18 protein-coding genes are annotated in these 18021 nt (G+C 69.9%); 16 read left to right on the top strand and 2 right to left on the bottom strand.

Annotated elements, in window-relative coordinates:
• Complete coding sequence (locus tag ACZ7CD_RS13835) at window positions 1-1155, bottom strand: MalY/PatB family protein (RefSeq protein WP_470378993.1); 1155 nt, start codon at window positions 1153-1155, stop codon at window positions 1-3.
• A gap of 81 nt (window positions 1156-1236) precedes the next feature.
• Here ACZ7CD_RS13835 and ACZ7CD_RS13830 point away from each other — a divergent pair, with 81 nt between their 5' ends.
• The 3 genes from ACZ7CD_RS13830 (at window position 1237) to ACZ7CD_RS13820 (ending at window position 4047) form a co-directional block, all read left to right on the top strand.
• The gene (locus ACZ7CD_RS13830) at window positions 1237-1677 is read left to right on the top strand and encodes an Lrp/AsnC family transcriptional regulator (RefSeq protein ID WP_360385894.1); all 441 of its coding nucleotides are present in this window, start codon (window positions 1237-1239) and stop codon (window positions 1675-1677) included.
• Between the two features lie 61 nt (window positions 1678-1738).
• Window positions 1739-3256 carry a BTAD domain-containing putative transcriptional regulator gene (locus tag ACZ7CD_RS13825; RefSeq protein ID WP_360385896.1) on the top strand — a complete coding sequence of 506 codons (1518 nt, stop codon included), beginning with the start codon at window positions 1739-1741 and terminating at the stop codon, window positions 3254-3256.
• A gap of 50 nt (window positions 3257-3306) precedes the next feature.
• Entirely contained in the window at window positions 3307-4047 is a 741-nt protein-coding gene (locus ACZ7CD_RS13820) for an SDR family NAD(P)-dependent oxidoreductase (protein ID WP_458429432.1), read from the top strand.
• Here ACZ7CD_RS13820 and ACZ7CD_RS13815 read toward each other — a convergent pair.
• A complete protein-coding gene (locus ACZ7CD_RS13815) occupies window positions 4032-4733 on the bottom strand; it encodes an alpha/beta fold hydrolase (RefSeq protein ID WP_470378992.1) in 702 nt (233 codons plus the stop codon). The two genes, ACZ7CD_RS13820 and ACZ7CD_RS13815, sit on opposite strands and share 16 nt — an antisense overlap.
• A gap of 16 nt (window positions 4734-4749) precedes the next feature.
• Here ACZ7CD_RS13815 and ACZ7CD_RS13810 point away from each other — a divergent pair, with 16 nt between their 5' ends.
• From ACZ7CD_RS13810 to ACZ7CD_RS13750, 13 genes are all read left to right on the top strand, one after another.
• Window positions 4750-5970 (top strand): cytochrome P450, encoded by a 1221-nt coding sequence (locus tag ACZ7CD_RS13810; protein WP_470378991.1) that lies wholly within the window; start codon window positions 4750-4752, stop codon window positions 5968-5970.
• 147 nt (window positions 5971-6117) lie between these two features.
• Window positions 6118-7404 carry a phosphopyruvate hydratase gene (eno, locus tag ACZ7CD_RS13805; RefSeq protein ID WP_470378990.1) on the top strand — a complete coding sequence of 429 codons (1287 nt, stop codon included), beginning with the start codon at window positions 6118-6120 and terminating at the stop codon, window positions 7402-7404.
• A 3-nt stretch (window positions 7405-7407) separates the two neighbouring features.
• Window positions 7408-7902, top strand: a complete 495-nt coding sequence (locus tag ACZ7CD_RS13800) for an FtsB family cell division protein (RefSeq protein WP_360385906.1) — start codon at window positions 7408-7410, stop codon at window positions 7900-7902.
• Between the two features lie 17 nt (window positions 7903-7919).
• The gene (locus tag ACZ7CD_RS13795) at window positions 7920-8381 is read left to right on the top strand and encodes a DUF501 domain-containing protein (RefSeq protein ID WP_360385908.1); all 462 of its coding nucleotides are present in this window, start codon (window positions 7920-7922) and stop codon (window positions 8379-8381) included.
• A 152-nt stretch (window positions 8382-8533) separates the two neighbouring features.
• A complete protein-coding gene (locus tag ACZ7CD_RS13790; RefSeq protein ID WP_470379113.1) occupies window positions 8534-9859 on the top strand; it encodes a lytic transglycosylase domain-containing protein in 1326 nt (441 codons plus the stop codon).
• Between the two features lie 104 nt (window positions 9860-9963).
• Window positions 9964-10521, top strand: coding sequence for a GNAT family N-acetyltransferase (locus ACZ7CD_RS13785; protein WP_360385912.1), 558 nt, complete (start codon window positions 9964-9966; stop codon window positions 10519-10521).
• A gap of 49 nt (window positions 10522-10570) precedes the next feature.
• Window positions 10571-11122, top strand: coding sequence for a GNAT family N-acetyltransferase (locus ACZ7CD_RS13780; RefSeq protein ID WP_360385914.1), 552 nt, complete (start codon window positions 10571-10573; stop codon window positions 11120-11122).
• Window positions 11123-11125: 3 nt separating this feature from the next.
• Window positions 11126-12073 (top strand): Ppx/GppA phosphatase family protein, encoded by a 948-nt coding sequence (locus tag ACZ7CD_RS13775; RefSeq protein WP_470378989.1) that lies wholly within the window; start codon window positions 11126-11128, stop codon window positions 12071-12073.
• A gap of 170 nt (window positions 12074-12243) precedes the next feature.
• On the top strand, window positions 12244-13863 hold the full coding sequence (locus ACZ7CD_RS13770; protein WP_360385918.1) for a peptide ABC transporter substrate-binding protein: 1620 nt from the start codon (window positions 12244-12246) through the stop codon (window positions 13861-13863).
• A 122-nt stretch (window positions 13864-13985) separates the two neighbouring features.
• Complete coding sequence (locus ACZ7CD_RS13765) at window positions 13986-14915, top strand: ABC transporter permease (RefSeq protein WP_360385920.1); 930 nt, start codon at window positions 13986-13988, stop codon at window positions 14913-14915.
• Window positions 14908-15882, top strand: a complete 975-nt coding sequence (locus ACZ7CD_RS13760; RefSeq protein ID WP_360385922.1) for an ABC transporter permease — start codon at window positions 14908-14910, stop codon at window positions 15880-15882. The genes ACZ7CD_RS13765 and ACZ7CD_RS13760 overlap by 8 nt, the downstream gene beginning before the upstream one ends.
• 10 nt (window positions 15883-15892) lie before the next feature.
• Window positions 15893-16879, top strand: a complete 987-nt coding sequence (locus ACZ7CD_RS13755; protein ID WP_360385924.1) for an ABC transporter ATP-binding protein — start codon at window positions 15893-15895, stop codon at window positions 16877-16879.
• Complete coding sequence (locus ACZ7CD_RS13750; protein WP_360385926.1) at window positions 16872-17867, top strand: ABC transporter ATP-binding protein; 996 nt, start codon at window positions 16872-16874, stop codon at window positions 17865-17867. Before ACZ7CD_RS13755 ends, ACZ7CD_RS13750 begins: the two co-directional genes overlap by 8 nt.
• The last annotated feature ends 154 nt before the right edge of the window (window positions 17868-18021 follow it).

Genomic DNA, 18021 nt, shown 5'->3' with positions numbered 1-18021 from the left:
TCAGTCCGATTCGGACGTGGCGGCACCGGCCGGCAGGCTCGCTGCCATCCTGCGCACCGCCGTCGTGAGGATCTCCGGCGAGGTCGCGAGGTTCAGCCGCACGAACCCCGCCCCGCCGGTGCCGAACGGGACGCCGCAGTTCACCGCCACCCGCCCGCGGCGCAGGAACTCCCCGGCCGGCCGGTCGCCGAGCCCCAGCCCGCGGCAGTCGAGCCACGCCAGGTACGTGCCGGGCGCCGGTTCGTAGCGCACCCCCGGCAGCTCCTCGGCCAGCAGCGCGGCCAGCACCCGGCGGTTCTCGGTGAGGCCCGCCAGCACCGCGTCCAGCCAGTCGCCGCCGTCCCGGTACGCCGCGGTGTGCGCGAGGACGCCGACGTGGCTGGGCCCGTGGCCGACCTCCTCCGGCAACCGCGCGAGGTCACCGGCCGCCTCCGGGCCCGCGATGGCCAGCGCCGCCTTGAGCCCGGCCAGGTTCCACGCCTTCGACGCCGACATCAGCGACAGCGCGTTGCCCGACACGCTCAGGTACGGCACGAACCGCACACCGGGAGCCACGAGCGGCGCGTGGATCTCGTCCACGACCACCCGCACGCCGTGCCGTCCGGCCAGGTCCGCGACGGCGGCCAGCTCGTCGGCGGTGTGGACGGTCCCGGTCGGGTTGTGCGGGCTGCACAGCAGGTACGCCGCACCCCGTCCGGCCCGGTCGAAGGCCTCCTCCAGCACGGCGAGGTCGATCCGCCCCGCCGGGTCCAGCGGCGCCTCGACCACGCGCCGCCCCATCGACGTGACGAACTGGTAGAAGGGCGGGTAGACCGGGCAGTTGACCACGACCGGCGCGTCCCGTGCCGACACGAGCCGGAGCATCTCGACGACGCCCATCATCACGTCGGGGACGATCGCGGTGCGGTCGACGGCCGGCTCCCAGCCCCAGCGCTCGCGCGCGAACCCGGCCAGCGCCTCGGCGTAGGCGCTGCCCTCGGGGTAGCCGGTGTCGCCCAGCGCCACCGCGTCGGTGACCGCCCGCGCGACCGGCTCGGCCAGCAGGACGTCCATCTCGGCCACCCACACCGGCAGCACGTCGGGCGGGTAGTGCCGCCACTTCATGCTGGTCCGCTGCCGCAACTGGTCGAGGGTGAGCTCGCGCAACGGGTTCATGCCGCAAAGCTAGGAGAGATCGCGCAGGAGGTGTTTGCTTTCTTTGCTGCATGAGCGCTGAGGACAGGCCAGGATGTGCGAATGGACGCCGTGGACCGCAAGATCCTTGCCGAGCTGCAGCGCGACGGCCGCATGACCGTCACCGACCTCGCCCACCGCGTGCAGCTCAGCGTCTCCCGCTGCCAGCGCCGGCTGCGCGAGCTGGAGCACCGGGGCGTGATCCGCGGCTACCGCGCCGTGGTGGACGCGGCGGCGATCGGCTTCGGCTTCGAGGCGCTGGTGTTCGCGAAGGTGCGGCTGGAGTCGCTGGACGACTTCGACGACGCGCTCGCCGGGGTGCCGAACGTCGTGGAGGCGCAGCGGTTGTTCGGCAGCCCCGACTACCTGCTGCGGGTGGTCACCGCCGACCTCGCCGACTACCAGCGGTTGTACGAGGGCACGCTGGCCCGTTTGCCCGGTGTGCGCGGGCTGACGTCGACCATTGTGATGAAGCAGGTGGTCGAACCGCGCCCGTTGCCGTGAGCCGGGAAGCGGGGAATGCGCGGGGGCGTTGTGCCGTTGCATGAGCCTGCGCTTCTCACTGATGGGTCCAGTACGAGCCTGGCGAGGGGACGAGGAGGTCGACCTCGGCCCGCGGCAGCAGCGGGCCGTGCTGGCGGCGCTGCTGCTGAACAACGGCATCCGGTTGAGCAACGACCAGCTGATCGGGATGGTCTGGGACGACCCGACGCCGAGCGCGCTGACGGCGTTGCGCACGTACACGTACAAGATCCGCAAGGCCCTGCCGGAGCTGGACCTGAGGTCGAAGGACGGCGGCTACACCGTGCGCGCCGAGCTCGTCGACGACTGCCGCGGGGAACCGCTGGAAGGCCTGACCGGCACGTACTTCGAGGCGCAGCGGGTCAGGCTCGCGCAGGAGCGGCTCAAGGCCCGCGAGGACTGGCTCGAACGCGAGCTCGACGTGCTGGAGCTGCAGAAGCACGTGGCCGCGAACCCGTTGCGGGAACGCCCGCGTGCGCTGCTGATGCACGCCCTCTACCGCGACGGCCGGCAAGCCGAGGCGCTGGACCACTACCACCAGGCGCGCGCACTGCTGAACGACGAGCTGGGGCTCGAACCCGGTCCCGAGCTGCGCAAGGTCCACGCCCAGATCCTCACCGGCGACCTGCACCTGCCGCGCAAGCCCGAGCAGCTGCCCCCCGACCTGCCCGACTTCACCGGGCGGGCCCAGGAGATCGCGCAGGCGCTGCGGGTCCTGCCCGGCACGGTCGGCATCACCGGCATGCACGGCAGCGGCAAGACCGCGCTGGCCGTGCGGATCGGCCACCTGGTGAGGCACCGGTTCCCCGACGGGCAGATCGTCGTGCGCGGCAAGGACGTCGCGACCGAGCTGCTGCGCGCGGTCGGCGTCGAGAACCCGGCAGGCGACCGGGCCGCGCTGTGGCGGGAGAAGGCGCGCGGCAAGCGGTTCCTGGTCGTCGTCGACGACGTCACCGACGCGGCGTCCGTGCGCGACCTGCACACCCCGGGTTCCGCGCTCGTCCTGACGAGCGTGCGCAGGCTGAACGAGCTGCCCGCCGTCACGTGGGTCAGGACCGCTGGCCTCACCGAGACCGAGGCGCACGAGTTCTTCCGCAAGGTCCTCGACCCGCGGCGGATCGACGCCGAACCGGAGCGCGCGGCCGAGGTGCTGGCCCGCGTCTCGCACCTGCCGAACCCGATCAGGGTGCTCGGCGGCAAGCTGTCCTCCCGGCCGCGGTGGACCGTCGAGATGCTGCAGCTGCAAATGGAGCGGGAGAGCAGGCTCGGCACCGCCGTCCCGTCCGACTGCCGGGCCGTGCTGGCGCCGCTGGACAAGGCCGCGCTGCAGCTCACCGACGAGGAACGCCACCTGCTGCGCCTGCTGGCCCGCCAGGACCGGGACGTGGTCACCGTGTGCGAGGCGGCCGAGCTCTACGGCGGTGACGTGGCGTGCATCGAGATGCTGCTGGAGTCGCTCGCCGACGTGCACCTGATCGAACCGGTGGTGCTCGGCTGCTACCGGCTGCCGCGGTTCGTGCAGCTGTACTTCGGACTCCGCACACCCGTCCTGACCAGCTGATTCATCCGAAATTCACGGCTCGACCATCCGGCTGCGCCAAATTTGTGGACATGTCAACCAAGGAACTCGCAGGCAAGAAGGCACTCGTCACCGGAGCCACCTCGGGCATCGGCCGCGCGATCGCGGTCAGGCTCGCGGAGGCGGGTGCCACCGTCTACCTCACCGGCCGCCGCGCCGAGCTGGGCAAGGAGACCGTCGAGCTGGTCGAGAAGGCCGGCGGCACCGCGCACTTCATCGTCTCCGACGTCGGCGACCTCGACGACGTCCGCAAGCTCGCCCAGGAGGTCGGCGAGGTCGACGTCCTGGTCAACAACGCGGGCATCTTCCCGTTCTCCTCGACCCCCGAGCAGTCGGTGAAGACCTACGAGCAGGTGTTCGACGTGAACGTGCGCGGCACCTACTTCCTCACGGCCGCACTCGCCCCGGCGATGGTCGCGAAGAAGAAGGGCGCGATCATCAACATCTCGTCCATCGGCGCTGCTGCCGGCAACGCGGTCACGAGCGTGTACAGCGCCTCCAAGGCCGCGGTGGACGCGTTCACCCGCTCGTGGGCCGTCGAGTTCGGCGGGCACGGCGTCCGCGTCAACTCGGTGGCACCCGGACCGGTCCGCACCGACGCCGCGGTCGTGCAGGCCGGTGAGGTGTTCGAGGAGTTCAGCGCGCAGCTGCCGCTGGGCCGCGTCGGCGAGCCGGAGGAGATCGCCGACACCGTGCTGTTCCTCGCGTCGGACCGGTCCAGCTTCGTGACCGGCGTGGTCCTCGCGGCCGACGGCGGCTACCTCGCGAGCTGAGCGAGCACGGGGGACAGGGACGAGGGCGACTCGACGTGCACGTTGTGGCCCGCGCCGGTGAACACCACTGGCTCGGGCACCAGCTCCTCCAGGTGCTCCCGGGGGCTCATCGGGTCGTTCTCACCCGCCGCCAGCACCACGTGCGCCTGCGCGGCCATGACCAGCCCGGCCATGTCCGGGCGGCCGACGCCGAACGCGCGCATGTCCAGCGCGGGCGCCCAGCCGCCGTCCACCTCGGTCACGCCGTGCCGCAGCGGCACGCCGGCCATCTTCGCGGCGCGGTCGGCGGCCTCCGCCTCGGTGCCGAAGACCTTGGCCGGCTTGGCGGCGAGCGCGGCGGCCTTGGCCAGCTCCTCGTCGGTCCACCGCACCTTGACCCCGACGCCGACCGCGGTCGTGACCTCGACCCCGAACCAGCCGCTCGCCAGCGCCAGGCCGACCACACCGCCCAGCGAGTGGCCGATGACCGTGACGGGCTCGCGAGGGATCACGGTCGCGACGGAGGCCGCGAGAGAGCCGAACGAGTACCGGTCGAGGGGCGCGCTCCTGCCGTGACCGGGCAGGTCCGGCACGAGCCAGCTGCCGTGCCAGTCCGCGACGACCTGCTCCCAGACCTCACCGGTGGCACCGAGGCCGTGCAGCAGCACCAGCAGCGGTCCGTTCCCGCCACGTTCGACATGGAGCACGTCAGAATCCTGTTCTATGCGTACCGATGCCGAGCTGATCCTCGACCCGGACACATATACCTCCGGTGTCCCGCACGACGCACTCACCCGGCTGCGCGAAAAGAACGTGGTGCGCATCGACGACTTCTGGGCGGTGTTCCGGTACGACGACGTCCGGACGGTCCTGCGCTCGCCCGGCGTGTTCTCCTCGCACCGCGGCGCCACGCAGATCCGCGACCCGCGGCCGGACGACCTCGCCTACGTCCAGCGGATGATGCTCAACCAGGACCCGCCGGAGCACTCGCGGTTGCGGCGCATGCTGACCGGGGCGTTCACCCCGCGTGCGGTCGCGCGGCTGGAGGAGGGCATCCGGGAGAACGCCCGCCGCATCGTCGCCGAGCCGTCCGGTGACTTCGCCGCCGACGTCGCCGACCTGCCGCTGCTGACGCTCGCCGACGTCTTCGGCGTCCCGCGCCAGGACCGCGCGTTGCTCTACGACTGGAGCAACCGCGTGATCGGCTTCCAGGACGCCGAGTACGCCCTGTCCTCCAGCGACACGACCGGGATGACGGACATGGCGCTGGCGGCGCTGGAGCTGCGTCCCGACGACGGCCGTGACCCGCGCGCACGCAACGGCATGCCCGACCTCTACGCCTACGCGCACGCGTTGGGCGAGCACAAGCGTGCGCACCCGTCGGACGACGTGATCAGCAACCTCATGCGCGAGGACCTGTCGATCGAGGAGTTCGAGAACCTGTTCTGGCTGTTCTCCGTGGCGGGCAACGAGACCCTGCGCAACGGCATCCCCGGCGGCCTGATCGCCCTGCTGGAGCACCCCGGCCAGTACGACCGGCTGCGCGCCGACCGGTCGCTGCTCGGCACGGCGGTCGAGGAGGTGCTGCGGTGGTGGACGCCGGTGATGCACTTCCGCCGCACGGCCGTCCGCGACACGTCGCTGTCGGGCGTGGAGATCAGGGCGGGGGACAAGGTCGTCGTGTGGTTCTCGGCGGCCAACCGGGACGAGCGCGTGTTCACCGACCCCGGCCGGTTCGACGTGGGCCGCCGCGAGGCCGACCACCTGAGCTTCGGCCACGGCCCGCACTTCTGCCTCGGCGCGCAGCTGGCCCGCACCCAGCTGCGCGCGGTCTTCGAGGCGGTTCTGGACCTGCCCGGCCGGCTGCGGCTCGACGGCGAGGTCGTCCGGCTGCGGTCGAACTTCCAGAACGGCGTCAAGCACCTGCCGGTGTCGCTGTCGTAGCCGTGTACGGCACCGGGGCGCGTCTGGCACGATTCAGTAGACCGGCTCCGGCGGCCCGCTGTGATCTGACGGTGTCGAGCCCCGGTCGGTCACCTGGCCCAAGTAGGCTCGTCGCGAGACGAGACGCAGGAGAAACAGGGAGCGCAAGTGGCGGTCATCGAGCAGGTCGGAGCACGCGAGATCCTGGACTCGCGCGGCAACCCCACCGTCGAGGTCGAGGTGGCGCTGGACGACGGCACGCTGGAGCGCGCCGCCGTTCCGTCGGGTGCCTCGACCGGTGAGCACGAAGCGGTGGAGCTGCGCGACGGCGACGCCAAGCGGTACCTGGGCAAGGGCGTCGAGCGTGCGGTGACCGCGGTGCTCGACGAGATCGGCCCCGAGCTGGTCGGCATCGAGGCCGTCGAGCAGCGCGTCGTGGACCAGAAGCTCGTCGACCTGGACGGCACCCCGGACAAGGGCCGCCTGGGCGCCAACGCGATCCTGGGCGTGTCCCTCGCGGTCGCGAAGGCGGCGGCGACGAGCTCCGGCCTGGAGCTGTTCCGCTACATCGGCGGACCGAACGCGCACGTGCTGCCGGTCCCGATGCTGAACATCCTCAACGGTGGCTCGCACGCCGACACCGACGTGGACATCCAGGAGTTCATGATCGCGCCGATCGGCGCGGAGACGTTCCGCGAGGGCCTGCGCTGGGGCGCCGAGGTCTACCACGCGCTGAAGTCCGTGCTGAAGAGCAAGGGCCTCGCCACCGGCCTGGGCGACGAGGGCGGCTTCGCCCCCAGCCTCGGCAGCAACCGCGACGCGCTCGACCTGATCCTCGAAGCCGTCGAGAAGGCCGGCTACCGCGCCGGCCGCGACATCGCGCTCGCGCTCGACGTGGCCGCCACGGAGTTCTTCTCCGACGGCGCCTACACGTTCGAGAAGAACAAGCGCTCCGCCGAGCAGATGATCGGCTACTACTCCGAGCTGGTCCGCGACTACCCGATGGTCTCCATCGAGGACCCGCTGTCCGAGGACGACTGGGACGGCTGGGTGCAGATGACCGCCGAGCTGGGCGAGAAGGTCCAGATCGTCGGCGACGACCTGTTCGTCACCAACCCGGAGCGCCTGGAGGAGGGCATCTCCCGCCGCGCCGCCAACGCGCTGCTGGTGAAGGTCAACCAGATCGGCACGCTGTCCGAGACGCTGGACGCGGTCTCGCTGGCCACCTCCTACGGCTACAAGTCGATGATGTCGCACCGCTCGGGCGAGACCGAGGACACGACCATCGCCGACCTCGCCGTCGCGACCGGTGCCGGCCAGATCAAGACCGGTGCCCCCGCCCGCGGTGAGCGCACCGCGAAGTACAACCAGCTGCTGCGCATCGAGGAGAGCCTCGGCGACGCCGCGCGGTACGCGGGCGAGCTGGCGTTCCCCCGGTACACGCCGGAGGGCTGACGCATGGCTGAGCGCGCGCGCCGACCACGCCGCCCCCGTGCCGAACGGGAGGCGCGGCCCACCCGCGCGCGCAAGCCACCCCGTCCGAAGGGGCCCGCCCGCCGTTCCGACGGCACGGGCGGCGCCTTCGGGATGACCGGCACGCGGCGGGCCGCGATGTTCGCGATGGTGCTGTGCGCACTGGCGTTGAGCATCGCGGTCCCGCTGCGGACCTACCTGTCCCAGCGCGACGAGCTGCGCGACGCGAACGCGGAGTCCGACAAGCTGCGCGACCAGGTCGCCGCGCTGGAGCACCGCAAGGCGCAGCTGAACGACCCGGCGTTCGTGGAGATCGAGGCGCGCAAGCGGCTGCACTGGGTGCGGCCGGGCGAGACGCCGTACATCGTGCAGCTGCCGGGCGACGAGAACCGCAACACTGAATCGGAGCGTCCGTCGGGCAAGCCGTCGGCGAACCAGTCTTGGTACGAGGAACTTTGGCAATCGGTGACGCACAAGTAACTGCTGCTGACCTGGAAGTGGTCGCGAAGCAGCTGGGCCGGACGCCGCGCGGAACCCGCGCGATCGCGTCGCGGTGCCCCTCGGGACACCCGAACGTCGTGCAGACGCACCCGCGCCTGCCGGACGGGACGCCGTTCCCGACGATGTTCTACCTGACCTGCCCGAAGCTGAACTCCCTGGTCAGCACGCTGGAGGGCAACGGGCTGATGAGGGAGCAGACCGACCGGCTCGCGGAGGACCCCGAACTCGCCGCCGCCTATCAGCGCGCGCACGAGTCGTACCTCGCGGAGCGGGACGCCCTCGAACCGCTGGGCACCCAGGTCACCGCGGGCGGCATGCCCACGAGGGTCAAGTGCCTGCACGTGCACGTGGCCCACTCGCTGGCGAAGGGCCCCGGCGTCAACCCGTTCGGCGACGAGGCGCTGGCGGTCCTGCGCGAGCAGGCCCTGTGGCCGGTCGGTGACTGCGCGGCCGGTTAACGGTCAACGGAACCGAACAGGCGCTTCACTCCGTCTTGGGTACACCTGGGCTCGCGAGTGAGGCAGGCTGGGACCAGGGCAGCGAGGGGGCGCACGCCGTAACTGTCGGACGGCGCGCCGCGATGACGCACGAGAGGTGAGTATTCGTGGCAATGGCCAAACTGCGCGGTCCCGCGGCCCTGTCAGCCCGTCACAAGGGCTTCGCCGTGGCCGCACTGGCTGCCATGCTCGCGCCGGCGCTGATCGTGGGCACCAGGCTGGTCGACTGGGTCAACCTCTCCAAGCACACCGACATCGCGGTCTCCCTGGGCCCTGCCGACGTCTTCGGCGCCCTGCGGCGCGACCCGTCCGAGCTGGGCGCGACCGGCCGCCTGCCGTTGTCCGACGAGCTCAGCGCCGCGCTGCTGCTCGACCTGGAGGACGGCGACCTCGACGACCTCGACAACGACCCCGGCGTCATCGAGGACTTCCCCGGCGACCACGGCATCCCCGGCGTCGTGCTGGAGGCGTACCTGCGCGCCGAGGACAAGATGGCCACCATGGTCCCCGGCTGCAACCTCGACTGGGCCCTGCTCGCGGGCATCGGCAAGGTCGAGTCGAACCACGCCAACAACGGCCGCGTCAACGCCATCGGCGACGCCACCCCGAAGATCCTCGGCCCGGTCCTCAACGGCGCCCCCGGCATGGCCGCCATCCGCGACACCGACGGGGGCCGCCTCGACGGCGACGCCACCTGGGACCGCGCCGTCGGCCCCATGCAGTTCATCCCCGGCACCTGGGCGGGCTACAGCGCCGACGGCAACGACGACGGCGTCATCAACCCGAACAACGTCTACGACGCCGCCCTCGGCGCCGGCCGCTACCTCTGCGCGGGCGGCGGCGACCTGTCCCAGCCCTCCGCCCGCTCGGCCGCGATCTTCCGCTACAACAACTCGAACTCCTACGTCCGCACGGTCCTGCAGTGGGCCAAGCAGTACACCGACAACGTCGACACGCTGCCCCTGCTCCCCGACACCGGCAACAACGTGCAGAACCCGACGCCGGGCAACCCCGGTGACCCCGGCAACTCCGGGAACCCGGGCAACCCCAGCACGTCGACCCCGCCGCCGTCGTCGTCCTCGAACCCGTCGACCCCGCCGTCGTCGTCGAACCCGTGCACGCCGCCGACGACGACCACGTCGTCCTCCACCACTTCCTCCTCCGCGCCGCCGTCCTCCTCGTCCGCGCCGTCGTGCCCGCCGTCCTCCTCGACGCCGCCGTCGTCCTCCTCGTCCACCCCGCCCTCGTCCTCGAACCCGCCCGCCCAGGAACCGTCGAACCCGCCGGCCGGGTCGTCGAGCCAGTCGCAGGGGACGACCACGCGGGTGGAGCCGACGACGACCGTCGAGCCGACCACTGCGGTGACGACGACGGCAGCGGCCAGCAGTGTCGTGCCGACCACGGGGGCGAGCGGTCCGGTCATGAGCACGACGACCTGATCCGTTGTCCGCTCAGCCCTCGTGCTGCGCGCCCGGAGCGGGACTGACCTTCGTCACACCGCGATCCGCCCTGCACCGCCGGTGTTCCTTGGCAAGGTGTGACCGTGCGCCCTGACTACCCGATCAAGACCGACCGCCTCCTCCTGCGCCCCTTCACCCCGGCGGACCTCGACGACTACGCGGCTTACCGCACCGATCCCGAGGTCAACCGCTACCTCCTCACCGTGGTGACCGACCGCGCCGGGACCTCCGAGCTGCTCGCCAGGAAGGCCGCCCAGACCGAGCTGACCGGCGACGGCCAGGGGCTCTCCCTCGCCGTGCACTGGCCGGAGGCGGGGCGGGTGGTCGGCGACGTCGTCCTCAAGTGGCTGAGCGAGGAGCACCGGCAGGGCGAGATCGGGTACGTCTTCAACCCCGAGTTCCAGGGCAGGGGACTCGCGGGCGAGGCGGCGGGGGCGTTGCTGCGGTTCGGGTTCGAGGAGCTCGGGCTGCACCGGGTCATCGCCAGGGCCGCCCCGGGCAACGAGGCGTCGTGGCGGGTGATGGAACGGCTCGGGATGCGCAGGGAGGCCCACTACCGGCAGAACAGGGTGGTCAAGGGGGAGTGGGCCGACCTCTACACCTACGCGGTGCTCGCACAGGAGTGGCGGGCACGCCGCTGACACCGGAAAACCAGGAGGCACCGCCGGTGTTCCTTGGCAAGGTGTGACCGTGCGCCCTGACTACCCGATCAAGACCGACCGCCTCCTCCTGCGCCCCTTCACCCCCGCGGACCTCGACGACGTCCACGCCTACCGCCGCCTCCCCGAGGTCGCCCGCTACCTCTACGACGAGGCACTGACCCGCGACGAGACCGCGGAGAAGCTGCTCAGGTGGTCGGCCATGGACGAGCTCACCGGGGACGGCCAGTCGCTCGCCCTCGCCGCCGTGCTCGACGGCACGGTCATCGGCGAGGTCGACATCAAGTGGCTGAGCCGGGAGCACGCGCAGGGGGAGCTGGGGTACATCTTCAACCCGGAGTTCCAGGGCAGGGGGTACGCGCGGGAGGCGGCCGAGCAGATGCTCCACCTCGCCTTCGAGCAGGTGCGGCTGCACCGGGTGATCGCGCAGTGCGACCCGCGCAACGAGCCGTCGTGGCGGTTGATGGAACGGCTCGGGATGCGCAGGGAGGCGCACTTCCGGCAGAACGAGGTCTTCAAGGGCGAGTGGGGTGACCTCTTCGTCTACGCCATGCTTGCCGAAGAACACCGAAACGAGGAGTGAGCCATGGCGCGGGTTGCCGCCGTCGACTGCGGGACCAACTCGATCCGGCTGCTGGTCGCTGACGTGACCACGCGGGACGACGGCACGGTGTGGCTGCGGGACGTGCACCGCGAGATGCAGGTCGTCCGGCTCGGGCAGGGGGTCGACGCCACGGGGCGGCTGCACCCCGACGCGATCAAGCGCACGAAGGACGCCCTGCTGGACTACGCGCGCACGATGCAGCGCAAGGGCGTGGAGCGCGTGCGGATGGTGGCCACGAGTGCCACACGGGACGCGAGCAACCGGGACGACTTCTTCGGCATGACCGAGGAGGTGCTCGGGGCGCCGGCGGAGGTGATCTCCGGGGACGAGGAGGCGCGGCTGTCCTACCTCGGCGCGGTCGCCGACCTCGACCCGGACGGGGGACCCTTCCTCGTCACCGATCTGGGTGGTGGCAGCACCGAGTTCGTCCTCGGCAGCGGTGCGGAGGTCGAGGCGGCGCGGTCGATGGACATCGGTTGCGTGCGGCTGACCGAGCGGTTCCTCCACTCCGACCCGCCCGAGAAGGGCGAGGTCGACAAGGCGGAAGCGTTTGCGCGCGAGCAGGTCCAATTGGCCTTCGAAACAGTTCCGGTCGAGAAGACGCGCACGTGGATCGGCGTTGCCGGAACGGTCACGACGTTGTCCGCCCTGGTCCAGGGGTTGGCGGTGTACAACAGCGACGAAATCCACCTCTCCCGCATCACACTTGACAATGTTCGTGAAATCACTGACAGTGTTCTCTCCATGACGCATGATGAACGGGCCGGGTTGGGACCCATGCATCCCGGCCGGGTGGACGTCATCTGCGGTGGAGCGATCGTTCTGCGCGCGATTGCCGAGGAGCTGCACAATCGCGCGGGAACTGACGTGCTCGTTTGCAGTGAGCACGACATCCTCGACGGCATCGCGTTTTCGCTGGTCCGGCGCTGAATTAAGGTCGACTTGAGACGATCGTGACGAGTTTGTGACCGGTTTCAGTGCGCGTACTCCTGGACACCCCGGTTAACGTCCTCTCACGTTTTGGGAGGTGGACGAGACCTCCCGGGGAGGCGTGCGCCCGCACCACTTGCGGCGCCGCCGGGAATAGGCGGGAGAGATTGATGTCGCGATCACGGGTTGCGTGGGTGGCTCTGCCGGCCGCGCTGGCCATGACGCTCAGCGCGTGCGGCGGGGGTGGCGGTTCGTCCACCTCCGAGGGCAAGGAGAACCCCGAAGGCACGGTGTCCATCTACGGCACCGAGCCCAAGAGCACGCTGTTCCCGGCCAACACGACCGAGGCCGGTGGCTCCAAGGTCACCGAGGCCCTGTTCGCGCGCCTCGTGGACTACGCGCCGGAGGACGGCAAGCCCACCAACCTCATGGCGGAGTCGATCGAGTCGACCGACGCCAAGGTCTACACCGTCAAGATCAAGCAGGGCTGGAAGTTCCACGACGGGACCGAGGTCAAGGCGAAGAACTTCGTCGACGGCTGGAACTGGTCGGCCAACGCGAACAACGCGCAGCAGGCCGCCTCGTTCTTCTCGGTCATCCAGGGCTTCAAGGACGTGCACCCGGCTGACGAGGCCGCGAAGCCGACCGCCGACAAGATGTCCGGCCTCGAGGTCGTCAGCGACTACGAGTTCAAGGTCACGCTCAACGCGCCGACCTCGGTCTTCACCACCATGGTCGGCTACCTGCCGTTCTCGCCGCTGCCGGACGCGTTCTTCGCGGACCCCAAGGCGTTCGAGGCCAAGCCGATCGGCAACGGCCCGCTGAAGTTCGTCTCGCGCACGCCGAACTCGCTCATCAAGCTCGACCGCTTCGACGACTACAAGGGCGAGAAGGTCCACTTCAAGACCCTCGACATCAAGATCTACTCCAGCCAGGAGACCGCCTACCAGGACCTGGTGGCCGGCAAGCTGGACTTCATGGAGGCCCTGCCCCCGTCGGCCAAGGTCGGCGAGAAGTACAAGGCGGACCTCGGTGACCAGGTCCTGACCGCGAACCTGCTGGGCCAGAGCGCGATCGCCCTGCCGTACTACGTCCCGGCGTTCAAGGACAACGTGAAGCTCCGCCAGGCCATCTCCATGGCCATCAACCGCGAGCAGATCACCAAGACCGTCCTCGCCGGCTCCTTCACGCCGTCCGACGGCTGGGTCTCGCCCGGCATCAACGGCTACCGCAAGGGCGTCTGCGGCGAGTACTGCACGTACAACCCGGAGAAGGCGAAGCAGCTCCTGCAGGAGTCCGGCTTCACCGGCAAGCTGACCATCCAGTCCAACCAGGACGGTGGCCGCAAGGAGCCGCTCGAGGCGGCCTGCAACAGCATCAAGCAGGCGCTGGGCGTGGAGTGCGAGTTCGTCGGTGCCACCAACTTCGGTGCGTTCCGCCAGATCGTCGACGGCAAGCAGCTGACCGGCATGAGCCGTTCCGACTGGTCGGCCGACTACCCGTCGATCGAGAACTTCCTCAACCCGCTGTACCGCACCGGTGGTTCGTCCAACGACTCGAACTACTCGAGCCCGGTGGTCGACAAGCTCCTGGAGCAGGCCGACGGCACCGCGGACGAGGCCGCCGCGATCAAGCTGTACCAGCAGGCGGAGGACCAGATCGCGAAGGACATGCCGTCCATCCCGACCTGGAACGAGAAGGGCATCGGCGGTCGTTCGAAGAACCTGCTCGCCGCCAAGCTGACCTTCAAGCGTGACGCCGACCTCGCGTCGTTCCGCGTCAAGGGCTGACAGCCGAACACCCGTTGTGAGCAGCTAGCACGATCCGGCCTCGCGTCCACTGAGCGTCACGGGCGCGGGGCCGGAGCGGTGTTCAGGCTCAGACGCCCCCCACCACGCAAGGAGCCGACCTCATGGGTCGCTATGTGCTGCGCCGTCTGCTGCAGCTGATACCGGTCTTCCTGGGGACCACCTTCCTGATCTACGCCCTCGTCTGGGCGATTCCGCAGGACCCGTTCGCCGGCAAGTGCGGCCAGCGTCCGTGCGACCCGTCCTACGTCGCCGAGATGAGCGAGAAGCTCAACCTGAACGACCCGCTGGTCGTCCAGTACTTCAAGTACCTGGGCAACCTGGTCGTCGGTGACTTCGGCACCACCTTCAACGGCGTGTCCGTCGGCGAGCAGATCGCCACCTCGTGGCCCATCACGCTGAAGATGGGCATCATCGCGCTGATCATCGAGGCGGTCATCGGCATCATCGCCGGTGTCCTCACCGGTCTGCGCAAGTCCGGCTTCCTGGACAACCTGGTCCTGATCTCGACGCTGTTCCTGATCTCGCTGCCGGTGTTCGTCACCGGTTTCGTGCTGCGCCTGTACCTCGGCCCGCAGGGCTTCGACTTCATGGACACCTCGGTCAGCTCCGACCCGACGTTCGGTGAGCTGATCCTGCCCGGCTTCGTGCTCGGCAGCCTCTCGATGGCCTACGTCGCCCGCCTGAGCCGCAGCAGCATCGTGGAGAACCGCCGGTCCGACTACGTGCGCACCGCGATCGCCAAGGGCCAGCCCCAGTCCCGCGTCGTCGGCGTCCACCTGCTGCGCAACTCGCTGATCCCGGTGATCACGTTCCTCGGCACCGACCTCGGCAGCCTCATGGGTGGCGCGATCGTCACCGAGGGCGTCTTCAACATCAACGGCATCGGCGGCCTGATCTTCCGCGGCATCCAGGAGAAGGAAGGCGTCATGGTCACGGGCATCGTGACCCTGCTGGTGCTCGTGTACCTGCTGATGAGCCTGCTCGTCGACCTCCTGTACGCCGTTCTCGACCCGAGGATTCGCTATGAGTGACCCAGGATCCGTGTCCGGTGGAGCCGGACTCGAGGCGTCCGCGGCGGCCGGTGTCGACCAGCTCAGCCACGTCGACGACTCGTCGCAGAAGCAGCGCAAGCCCCGCTCGCTCTGGAGCGACGCGTGGGGCGAGCTGCGGCGCAAGCCCACGTTCATCATCTCGCTGGTCATCATCGCGGTCGTCGTGCTGATGGCGATCTGGCCGACGCTGTTCACGTCGGTCGACCCGCGCGCGGCGAACCTCGACAAGTCGCTGGCGCCGCCGTCGGGTGACGCCTGGTTCGGCTACGACCTGCAGGGCTACGACGTCTACGCCCGTGCCATGCACGGCGCCCGCGCGTCGCTGCTCGTCGGCATCTTCGCGACCCTGCTGACCGTGCTGATCGGTTCGACCGTCGGCATCATCGCCGGGTACGCGAAGACCTGGATCGACAGCGTGCTGTCCCGGTTCGCCGACATCTTCGCCGGCATCCCGTTCGTGCTCGGCGCGATCGTCATCCTGACCACGCTGAACGCCCCGACCGAGAACCCCGGTGTGGTCAAGATCGTCACGCAGGTGGTGCTCTCGATCGCGGTGCTGTCGTGGCCGGTCGCGATGCGCATCATGCGGTCCGCGACGCTCGTGGCCAAGCAGCAGGACTACGTCAAGGCGGCCCGCGGTCTCGGCGCCTCGCCGATCCGCATCGTGTTCCGGCACCTGCTGCCGAACACGGTCGCGCCGGTGCTCGTGTACGCGACGATCGCGCTGGGTGCCTTCATCGGCGCCGAGGCGACGCTCGCGTTCCTCGGCATCGGCCTGCGCCCGCCGGTCGTGTCGTGGGGCGTGATGATCTCGGAGTCCCGCGACTACTTCCAGGCGGCACCGCACATGCTGCTGTTCCCCGCGGGCTTCGTGACGATCACCGTCCTGGCCTTCGTCATGCTCGGCGACGCCGTGCGCGACGCACTCGACCCCAAGTCCCGATAGGGGAGATCTCGTGACTCAGCCACTGCTGGAGGTCGAGGATCTCCACGTGGAATTCCGCACCCGCGACGGTGTCGCGAAGGTGCTCAACGGCGTGTCCTACCACGTCTCCGCCGGCGAGACCCTGGCCGTGCTGGGGGAGTCCGGTTCCGGCAAGTCCGTGACCGCCCAGACCATCATGGGCATCCTGGACATGCCGCCGGCGTTCATCACCAACGGCACCATCAAGTTCCGCGGCGAGGACCTGCTGACCAAGTCGGCGGAGGACCGCAGGCAGGTCCGCGGCGAGGGCATCGCCATGATCTTCCAGGACGCCCTCTCCGCGCTGAACCCGGTCTTCACCGTCGGGTTCCAGATCGAGGAGCAGCTCAAGGTCCGCCGCGGCATGTCCAAGGCGGACGCCCGCAAGCGCGCCGTCGAGCTGCTCGACCAGGTCAAGATCCCGAACGCCAAGGGACGGGTCAACGACTACCCGCACCAGTTCTCCGGCGGCATGCGGCAGCGCGCGATGATCGCGATGTCGCTCGCGCTCGACCCGGAGCTGCTGATCGCGGACGAGCCCACGACCGCACTGGACGTCACGGTGCAGGCCCAGATCATGGACCTGCTCGCGGAGATCCAGAAGGAACGCGACATGGGCATGATCCTGATCACCCACGACCTCGGCGTCGTCGCCGACGTCGCGGACCGGATCTCGGTCATGTACGCGGGCCGCATCGTCGAGCACGCCGACGTCTACGAGCTGTTCCGCGCGCCGGGGCACCCGTACACCGAGTCGCTGCTCGAGTCCCTGCCCCGCGTGGACCTGCGCGGCCAGGAGCTCAAGACGATCAAGGGTCTGCCACCGTCGCTGACCAACATCCCGCCCGGCTGCCCGTTCAACCCGCGCTGCCCGCGCGCGTTCGACCGGTGCGTCACCGAGGTCCCCGCCGTGCACAACCTCGGCATGGGCCGCACCAGCCGGTGCCACATCGCGGAGGAGGTCGTCGCTCGTGGCTGAGCCGATCCTCGAGGTGGAGAACCTCGTCAAGCACTTCCCGGTCCGCGTCGGCGTGCTGTTCAAGCGCACCGTGGGCCACGTCAAGGCCGTCGACGGCGTCTCGTTCTCGCTCGGCAAGGGCGAGACCCTGGGCGTCGTGGGCGAGTCCGGCTGCGGCAAGTCCACGCTGGCCCAGGTGCTGATGCGCCTGGAACCGCCGACGTCGGGCATCGCGCGCTTCGAGGGCCGCGACATCTTCGGCATGAAGGGCGCGGAGCTGCGCAAGCTGCGCCGCGACATCCAGATCGTGCTGCAGGACCCGTACACGTCGCTGAACCCGCGCATGACGGTCGGCGACATCGTCGGTGAGCCCTACGAGATCCACACCGAGGTCGCGCCCAAGGGCGACCGGCAGCGGAAGGTCCAGGAGCTCCTGGAGATCGTGGGCCTCAACCCGGAGCACATCAACCGGTACCCGCACCAGTTCTCCGGCGGCCAGCGCCAGCGCATCGGCATCGCGCGGGCACTGGCGCTGAAGCCCAAGGTGATCGTGTGCGACGAGCCGGTGTCCGCGCTCGACGTGTCGATCCAGGCGCAGGTCATGAACCTGCTGGGCGACCTCCAGCAGGAGATGGGCCTGTCGTACGTGTTCATCGCGCACGACCTGTCCGTCGTGCGGCACCTGTCGGACCGCGTCGCGGTGATGTACCTCGGCAAGATCGTGGAGATCGGCACCGAGGAGCAGATCTACGAGCACCCGACGCACCCGTACACGCAGGCGCTGCTGTCCGCGGTGCCGGTGCCGGACCCGACCCAGCGCGGCCGGCGCGACGTCATCCGGTTGACCGGTGACGTGCCGTCGCCGATCGACCCGCCGTCGGGCTGCCGGTTCCGCACGCGGTGCTGGAAGGCGCAGGACATCTGCGCCACCGAGGTGCCCGAGCTCGTCACGCGGGTCGCGAACCACCCGTCGGCCTGCCACTTCGCCGAGGAGCGCGCGGTCGTCTGACCGCCGTTCCCAGGTGCCCGCGGGGAGCTTTCGTACTCTTCTGGAGTACGGGGGCTCCCCGCGTGCGTTTCTGGGGTACGGGGGCTCCCCGCGTGCGTTCCGGGGTACGGGGGCTCCCCGCGTGCGCTTCTGGGGTACGAGGGCTCCCCGCGTG

Source organism: Lentzea sp. NPDC036949 (assembly GCF_055608075.1).
This window is presented reverse-complemented; position numbering and strand designations above follow the sequence as displayed.

Bases quoted from the DNA above. Each gene is read 5' to 3' on its own strand.
- ACZ7CD_RS13800 (WP_360385906.1), top strand. From the start codon at position 7,408: ATGGCTGAGCGCGCGCGCCGACCACGCCGCCCCCGTGCCGAACGGGAG.
- ACZ7CD_RS13760 (WP_360385922.1), top strand. From the start codon at position 14,908: ATGAGTGACCCAGGATCCGTGTCCGGTGGAGCCGGACTCGAGGCGTCC.
- ACZ7CD_RS13810 (WP_470378991.1), top strand. From the start codon at position 4,750: ATGCGTACCGATGCCGAGCTGATCCTCGACCCGGACACATATACCTCC.
- ACZ7CD_RS13765 (WP_360385920.1), top strand. From the start codon at position 13,986: ATGGGTCGCTATGTGCTGCGCCGTCTGCTGCAGCTGATACCGGTCTTC.
- ACZ7CD_RS13825 (WP_360385896.1), top strand. From the start codon at position 1,739: ATGGGTCCAGTACGAGCCTGGCGAGGGGACGAGGAGGTCGACCTCGGC.
- ACZ7CD_RS13775 (WP_470378989.1), top strand. From the start codon at position 11,126: ATGGCGCGGGTTGCCGCCGTCGACTGCGGGACCAACTCGATCCGGCTG.
- ACZ7CD_RS13820 (WP_458429432.1), top strand. From the start codon at position 3,307: ATGTCAACCAAGGAACTCGCAGGCAAGAAGGCACTCGTCACCGGAGCC.
- ACZ7CD_RS13770 (WP_360385918.1), top strand. From the start codon at position 12,244: ATGTCGCGATCACGGGTTGCGTGGGTGGCTCTGCCGGCCGCGCTGGCC.
- ACZ7CD_RS13835 (WP_470378993.1), bottom strand. From the start codon at position 1,155: ATGAACCCGTTGCGCGAGCTCACCCTCGACCAGTTGCGGCAGCGGACC.
- ACZ7CD_RS13790 (WP_470379113.1), top strand. From the start codon at position 8,534: ATGGCCAAACTGCGCGGTCCCGCGGCCCTGTCAGCCCGTCACAAGGGC.
- ACZ7CD_RS13830 (WP_360385894.1), top strand. From the start codon at position 1,237: ATGGACGCCGTGGACCGCAAGATCCTTGCCGAGCTGCAGCGCGACGGC.